The following is a 2,026-nucleotide window of genomic DNA, read 5'->3' on the forward strand; positions in this document are numbered from 1 at the left end:
AATTTGCTTGGCGACCATAGCGATTTGGACCCACCTGATTCCATGCCGAACTCAGAAGTGAAACGAATTAGCGCCGATGGTAGTGTGGGGCTTCCCCATGTGAGAGTAGGACATCGCCAGGCTTTATATTATGGACACTTGCTTGATAGCGAGTAAGCCACTGCGGAGTGGTAGTTCAGTTGGTTAGAATACCGGCCTGTCACGCCGGGGGTCGCGGGTTCGAGTCCCGTCCACTCCGCCACTTATTCAGAGTTTCAGCTCTTTAAAACTGAAGATAGGGGTGTAGCTCCAATTGGCAGAGCAGCGGATTCCAAATCCGCGTGTTGGGAGTTCGAATCTCTCCACCCCTGCCATATTCGAAGGCTCTAGCAGAAATGCTGGAGCCTTTTTCGTTTCTGGTAGAAACGAAATTGGAACACTCCGTATCTGCGATACTGCGTTTCGGGAACACTTCGTTCCGAGATGCGGGAACGTTCAGCCTCTTCGATGCTTCACTTCGGGAGGGAAAGTGAGAACACTCCGTATCTGCGATACTACGTTTTGGGAACACTTCGTTCCGAGATACGGGAAATGTTCATGCCTCACTTCGAGAGAGGTAATGAGAGTTCTTGGTGTCTACAATAATGTGTTTTTGGGAATGCTTCATTTCGGGATGCGTGAATACTCACCCCTATGACGCTTCACTTTCAAGAAACGATCTCTAATCTGTTCTTTTGCTACCATACTCCAACGAATACTTCTCGACTCTCAATTCTCAACTCTACACACCCTGGCTCTTCTCCCGTATCTGTAGCGAAGCGTTCCGACCTCCCGCATCTACGTTCCCGTCTCCGTAGCGCAGCGTTCCTAATTCCCCAATCCATTCCCCGCAACAAACAGTAACATTTCTCTCAGGTGCTCTGAAACTGCCCTGACATTCCACTGAAGTTCTGCTGACAGTGGTTATTTACCATACAAGTAGTTCAAAAGATGAGGTGTCCTATGAGATTTAACAACAAGCTAGTTTTAACATCGTTTATTGCAGTCCCTTTGCTAGCTGGCTGTGTCACCCCGGGAGAGGATGACCCTAATGCGGCTACCAAACAAGGAGCGGTAGGAGGAGCATTACTAGGGTTAACCATGGGAGCGTTGACTGGAGAGCCAGAACTAGCTGTCAAAGGAGCGGTTGCCGGTGGTGTTGCTGGCGGTGTTGCGGGTGCTAGTCAAGATTTACAGAGCAATCGCGATAACATCCGTCACGATAGTCGCAATGATGCGATTGCTACGATTGGCAGTGGCACGACTCAAGCTACCACACAACAACATTGGCAGCAGTTAGAAAACTTCGTTGGTGAGTGGAATGTGAATATTCAAAGCCACGTTGTGACGACTGAACATCAACAAATTTCTGCTCAAGGGCAGCTCGCTTCACTTTCGAAAGCGGACGTCGCGATTTCAAATCAACAAGGCTTAGCGTTAAATGCCTCATTTAGCTTTGAACCAAACAGTGGCTATCAAATGTTGGTTGAGAACCAAACGAAGAATGTGGCGGTAAATTTTGTGGGTGATGCGGACCCGAGCAGTAACAAAGTCTCGTTCTATCCAAGCAATGTAACGGATGTGATTTATGCAGATATTCCATCGCAAGATGTACGCTTAGAACTAAGTTTCGTTGCTGATCAAGTATGGTTAATCGATAGCTATGCTCATATAGATGGGCAAGAGCAAAAACTACAGACGTTTAGATTTACCAGAATCAGCTAATACAAAAAAGCCCTGCTCAAAGAGCAGGGCTTTTGTTCAATCCATGTCCCGTCCTGAAATGTGTTTACACATTGAGGACGAATTATGACCACTTCAAATAAACTCTACATTAAGCGCACTCAGCGTGATTACACACTAGGCTTTAAATTGCAGGTCGTTGATGCCGTAGAAAAAGGAGAAATGACCTACAAGCAAGCACAAGCCATTTATGGTATCCAAGGTCGCTCAACTGTTTTAACTTGGCTGAGAAAGCACGGAAAAATGGATTGGACGCAAAACCCAA

The 2,026-nt window shown here is 46.8% G+C and carries 2 protein-coding genes, 2 tRNA genes and 1 rRNA gene; all 5 read left to right on the forward strand.

The genetic code is table 11. The annotated features are described in order from the left end of the window. Positions 1 to 6: 6 nt before the first annotated feature. A 5S ribosomal RNA gene (rrf, locus tag DPF93_RS20930) occupies positions 7 to 122 on the forward strand. 42 nt (positions 123 to 164) lie between these two features. Then, positions 165 to 241 (forward strand) — tRNA-Asp (locus DPF93_RS20935). 35 nt (positions 242 to 276) lie between these two features. Next, a tRNA-Trp gene (locus DPF93_RS20940) sits at positions 277 to 353 on the forward strand. Positions 354 to 981: 628 nt separating this feature from the next. Continuing rightward, complete coding sequence (locus DPF93_RS20945) at positions 982 to 1,743, forward strand: hypothetical protein (RefSeq protein ID WP_114767928.1); 762 nt, start codon at positions 982 to 984, stop codon at positions 1,741 to 1,743. A gap of 84 nt (positions 1,744 to 1,827) precedes the next feature. Next, a partial coding sequence (locus DPF93_RS20950) for a helix-turn-helix domain-containing protein (protein WP_164675337.1) occupies positions 1,828 to 2,026 on the forward strand: 199 nt, incomplete at its 3' end.

Origin of the sequence: Vibrio rhodolitus (genome assembly GCF_003350325.1) — a bacterium.
Lineage (GTDB): Bacteria > Pseudomonadota > Gammaproteobacteria > Enterobacterales > Vibrionaceae > Vibrio > Vibrio rhodolitus.